This window comes from Sphingomonas sp. SORGH_AS_0438 (genome assembly GCF_031453475.1).
Lineage (GTDB): Bacteria > Pseudomonadota > Alphaproteobacteria > Sphingomonadales > Sphingomonadaceae > Sphingomonas.
Genome location: NZ_JAVIZS010000002.1, coordinates 1 through 5,000 on the forward strand (window position 1 = coordinate 1; position 5,000 = coordinate 5,000).

The 5,000-nt window shown below is 58.0% G+C and carries 5 protein-coding genes (1 of these 5 running past the window's edge); 4 read left to right on the forward strand and 1 reads right to left on the reverse strand.

Features of this window, described 5'->3' with window-relative positions; translation table 11 throughout:
- Nucleotides 1-328 precede the first annotated feature (328 nt).
- The gene (locus QE452_RS18205; protein ID WP_309660544.1) at nt 329-916 is read right to left on the reverse strand and encodes a recombinase family protein; all 588 of its coding nucleotides are present in this window, start codon (nt 914-916) and stop codon (nt 329-331) included.
- A gap of 323 nt (nt 917-1,239) precedes the next feature.
- Between QE452_RS18205 and QE452_RS18210 the strand changes: the two genes are divergently transcribed.
- From QE452_RS18210 to parA, 4 genes are all read left to right on the forward strand, one after another.
- On the forward strand, nt 1,240-2,250 hold the full coding sequence (locus tag QE452_RS18210; RefSeq protein ID WP_309660543.1) for a replication initiator protein A: 1,011 nt from the start codon (nt 1,240-1,242) through the stop codon (nt 2,248-2,250).
- Between the two features lie 387 nt (nt 2,251-2,637).
- Complete coding sequence (locus QE452_RS18215) at nt 2,638-3,438, forward strand: helix-turn-helix domain-containing protein (RefSeq protein WP_309660542.1); 801 nt, start codon at nt 2,638-2,640, stop codon at nt 3,436-3,438.
- A 287-nt stretch (nt 3,439-3,725) separates the two neighbouring features.
- Nucleotides 3,726-4,481, forward strand: coding sequence for an IS5 family transposase (locus tag QE452_RS18220; protein WP_309660545.1), 756 nt, complete (start codon nt 3,726-3,728; stop codon nt 4,479-4,481).
- Nucleotides 4,482-4,565: 84 nt separating this feature from the next.
- Nucleotides 4,566-5,000, forward strand: the 5' portion of a protein-coding gene (gene parA, locus QE452_RS18225; RefSeq protein WP_309660541.1) for a ParA family partition ATPase. The gene runs 216 nt beyond the window's last position; only the first 435 of its 651 coding nucleotides appear in the window; it begins with the start codon at nt 4,566-4,568; its stop codon lies off the right edge, out of view.

A 5,000-nucleotide genomic window follows, 5' to 3' on the forward strand; every position in this document is an offset into this window, starting at 1 on the left:
TCACAGCCAACAACAAACCTTGGCAAGCTGCTACTCACTAAGGCCTGCGCGTTTCTGTATCTAAAAGGCTGCTGTAGCAGCACTGTAGCACTGCCTTCATAAGCTTCAGAATGACTTATAGCTGCGCTACGGTCCCGCTAAATCGTTGTAATTCAAGAAATTTTGTTCGCCAAACGTCCGCTATGCAAAGCTGGTGTGTGTCTTCCTACACTTTGCCGATCGTAACTGTTTCCAAGTGCATCTTGTGCCTTTGGCATCGTTATGGATTTCTAGTGAGGCTTGGGCCGGCGTGTCAGCTGGCCAGCCAGATTGTGGCGGCGCCTCATGCCTATCCGCCCTGTTGCTGACGATACGCCGCGACGATGCGCGAGACGGTGGGTTCGCTGACGCCGTAGAGCCGGGCCATCTCGGCACCCGACTTGCGGCCGGAGGTGACGGACTCGGCAATCTCGCGACGCTGTTGCTCAGCCAGTTTGCGCCGGCGTCCGCCGATCCGGCCTTCCGCACGCGCCTGGGCGAGGCCGGCGCTGGTCCGCTCGCGGATCATGGCCCGTTCGAACTCGGCGAAGCTGCCGACCATCTGCATCATCATCCGTCCAGCCGCCGTCGTGGTGTCGATGGCTTCGGTCAGCGAGCGGAAGCCCGCACCTACTGCCTCGATCCGATCCATGATGTGGAGCAGATCCTTCAGGCTGCGCGAGAGCCGGTCGAGCTTCCAGACCACGACCACGTCGCCCTCGCGCAGCTGGCCGATCATCTCGTGAAGATTGGGGCGGTCCCAGCGCCCGCCGCTGGCGGTTTCCTCGAACACGCGCCAACAACCTGCGGCCTTTAGTGCGCGGGCCTGTGCCGTGTTCGATTGTTCATCCCCCTTCGACACGCGGGCATAGCCGATCAGATAGGGTGTGTTGGTCAAGCGTCCTCTTTCCCAAACGGCCGTATTTGTAAGCCAAGGCGATGTGCGTAACAGCCTACCATTCATGGCTTTCACAATTCTCTTTCATAATGTCACTGAATGGTAACCGACTTTCAAAAGGAGCAAGGTGTCTAGATGTAGTAGGCAAGTTAATGCGCAAACTATGTATATATGTATGCTTGTCGACAGTCATACGCTTCATATGAGATGGTAGAGATGAATTCATACTCGAAAGCACGAATTGAAGGGCTAAATCATGCCATTTTCCTTATGGAACGTGCTCAAGAGTGCGCAAAATTCGTGCTTTCGAGTATGAATGGCTGATGGCTCGCCAGTCCACCAAGCGCTCGAAGGATCGCAGGGCCACGGCGACCCCTCAGAGTGACCTTTTCTTGCTCGATAGCCCTCTCCAGGGGGAAATCCGTGGTGAGCGATCGCTGATGGCCTTCCCTTTTTTTGCGCTCGCCAAGACGGCTTGGATGAAGCCGCTGACTTACAAGACCGATCAGGTGTCGATCGAGGTTCGACCTTCGGCAAGTGGCGTGGCCACGATCTATGACAAGGAGATCGTTCTCTATATCGCCAGCCTAATGGCAGCCAAACTTGAGCTGGGCGAGACGGTCGATCAGGATTTCATCTTCACTGCGCATGACCTGTTCACCGTAACCGGCAGCAACCACTCCGCGCGCTCCTATGCCCGCCTGTCCGAAGCGCTGGAGCGATTGCAGGGGACACAGATCAAAACCAATATTGAGGCGGGTGGTGAAGGCGAGGAGGGCTTCTTTTCTTGGCTTTCTGAGGCCAAGCTTCATTATTCCAGATCGCGCAGCGGCGAACGTCGACTGAAGGCAGTGAAGGTCCGGCTGTGCGACTGGCTGTTTCGGGCAATCCTGCTCGACCGGCACGTACTCGATTATGCCGCCGCCTACTTCCAGCTCGGTCCAATCGAGCGGCGCATCTATGAGGTAGCCCGATCAACCGACGAAGGGGAGGGACTGGATCTCGATATTGCCACCTTCCGGCTGCAGATTGGCTATCAGAACCCCATCGCCAATTTCCGGGCGGCGCTGAAGCAGATCGCCGGTAGCGATGCCATTCCGGACTACCGGATCGAACTGGTCGAGACACTGGATGAGCATGAGGAGAGGCGCCGGGGTCGCAAAGCCAATCCGGTGCGAGTCTCAATAACCCGCCGTCCTGCCATTTGCGATGAAGAGGCTAATCCGGATTCGGGTCAGGATGCGTTGGGCGATTCGCGGACCAAGCCGGACTGTGAACTCATCCTCGAATCGGGGGCGAATGTCACAGAGGGGGAAACGATCGTCGTGGATTGAGCATACTCGATAGCACGAACTTTCGGTCCAATTCATACTCGATAGCACGAACTTTCAGGCAAATTTCACGCCTGCGGCCTCAATTTTTTGAATTCATACTCGATAGCACGAACCGTAAACACTTTCCCGCTTGGGCCAATCCTGCGAGAACTGGCCTGCGGGTCGGCGGGCTGTGCCGACGATATATGGAATGCGGCTGTGACCACATAAAGGAAAGCCCGGCACGAAGGCCGGGCATCCCAAGGGTATCAAATGGAGCGACGTCGCCAAACGTCGAACCGGAGCCAACACTCCCTCCAGATACCCCTGATCGAACATTTGTTCAAGGATGCGCGCTTCGCGCCACGAATTCTTTTATCCTGGTTCCGGCCCCAATGGGGATGGACGATGACCGCCTTTACCTTGGGCGAAGCAATGGCGACCGCTCTCACCCGGATGGGAGGAAGCAAGCGTACACGTACTCGCACGCCACATCGCACGAGCGCGCCGGTGCGGCGCAGCAGTATCGAAGCGGGAAGTTTCGAGCGCATGTTCTTTACCGTGCCCGCAAAAGGGGAAACCGATCGGTTGCTGCGGATCGCGCGTCGTACGCTCGACGCCGGGCGACGCTTGGCACGCGAGGAGCGCATGGGTACCCGAAGGTTATCGCGTAGCGAGCGTGCCATTGCCGCGCTCACCGCTGCGGCGGTGCGCGTCTATGAGGAATTACTCGCACTCGCTAGGCTCAACGAGGGGCAAGTGTTTCCTAGCTATGACCACCTCGCCAAGGCGACGGCTCTTGGTCGCGCCACTGTTGCACGGGCACTCAACCAGCTCGAGGGGATCGGCTTCCTTATACGCCAGCGACGCTTCAAGCGGATCGAGGCCCAGGGAGCCGGCCCTCGCTATGCTCAGACGTCCAATGCTTATCGATTTGCTCTGCCCAAAGCGGTCATCGCTTATCTGCCGCGTTGGATGTGGTCTGCGCCCCCACCGGACGATGTTGTCCAAGCAGAAGTGGATCGGCGGGAGATGCAGGCCGCGATGTTGTCACGTCTGTCGTGCCGCGAGCTGGCGCAAGCGACATTGAGCGGTCCGATGGGTCGGGTGCTGGCTCGGCTAGGCGCGCGGATCGATACACTGGAGCGTGAGTCTCATTATGATCCGGAACCCAAGATAGATTCTATTATCAAGAAAATTACGATCTGAGGTGAAAACCCGAAACGGCCAAATCATAGATTTTGGTCACATCAAAACCTGGAAAAACATCCTTTGAAGGGACCTCAAAATGGCGATTACACCGCCATAATGCTTCCGAATGGGCGCAAGAGAAGCCGTTCTTGCTCTTTACTAGCTTGCGCTTTGACCAAGTATCGGCCTGTATCGGTAATACCTAGAGGCTGTTATGGACTTGGAGGATTGGCTGTTTCATCCGATTTTGGATGGGTGTTTGCCGCAAGCCGTATCCGTCTGACATCAACGACGAGGAATGATCGCTGATCGTGCCATACCTGCTGTTGCAGCGGGAGGATGCAGGCCAGCGAAAACATGATCTGCGCGAGGTGTTCAACGGCTTGCGTTACATCGTGAAGACGGGCGCGTCGTGGCCATGGATGCCGAACGACCTGCCGCCCTGGGCTGCGGTGTACCAACAGACGCAACGCTGGCTGGCAGCGGGCTGTTTCGAGGCGATGGTGGACGATCTGCGCGGTGTATTGCGACTGGCCGCAGGACGCCCGGCCGAACCCAGCGCCGCCATCATCGACAGTCGGACGCTGCGATCGACGCCCGAGACCGGGGAACGCGCCGGCTATGACGGGGGCAAGCGCAAGAAAGGCTCGAAAATCCACATGGCGGTGGATACGCTGGGTCATCTGCTGGCGCTGCATGTCACACCCGCCAGCGCCGAGGATCGCGGTGAGGTGGAGCGGCTCGCCCGCACCGTGCAGGCCGTCACCGATGGTCACGTCGAGATCGCCTGGGTGGACCAGGGCTATACCGGCGAGCGCGCCGCCAATGCCGCGGCCGGGCACGGTATCGCCCTGAAGGTCGTCAAGCTGCCTGAAGCCAAACGCGGCTTTGTGCTGCTTCCACGCCGCTGGGTTGTCGAACGATCATTCGCCTGGGCAACCCGCTTCCGCCGCCTCGTCAAAGATTATGAACGCTACGCCGAAACACTCGCCGGACTTCATGTGGTCGCCTTCGCATGCCTCATGATGAAGCAAGTCGCTCAACTTCCCATAGGTTCATAACAGCCTCTAGTGGTCCATCTCCCTTACGCGTATGAGCAGAAAACAAGTCACATGTCGAACTGTCGACACGTTGGAGAGCCGACAATGCCGACGATCGCGATCATCAGTCAAAAAGGGGGGGCAGGAAAAACGACGTTGGCGATCCATCTCGCTGCAGCCGCCCAGGATGCCGGAACAATAGCCCTAATCGTAGATACCGACCCACAAGCAACAGCCAGTCAATGGGCGGCTTGGCGACAGGATAAGCCTCCAGAGGTAATCGATAGCCCACCACCAAGGCTTGCGGTTAAAATCCGTCAGGCTCGGGAGCAGGGTGCCGAATGGATCGTGATTGATACGCCGCCTCATGCCGATAGCGCTGCCCGTGCCGCGGTCGAGGTCGCGGATTTAGTCCTAATCCCCTGCCGGCCTAGCGCATTCGACCTTTCAGCGATCGAGACAACTGCCAAGCTTGTCCAATTGCTCCGCAAGCCCGCCTATGTCGTTTTTGTTGCTGGCCCTCCCAATGCACCTCGGGTT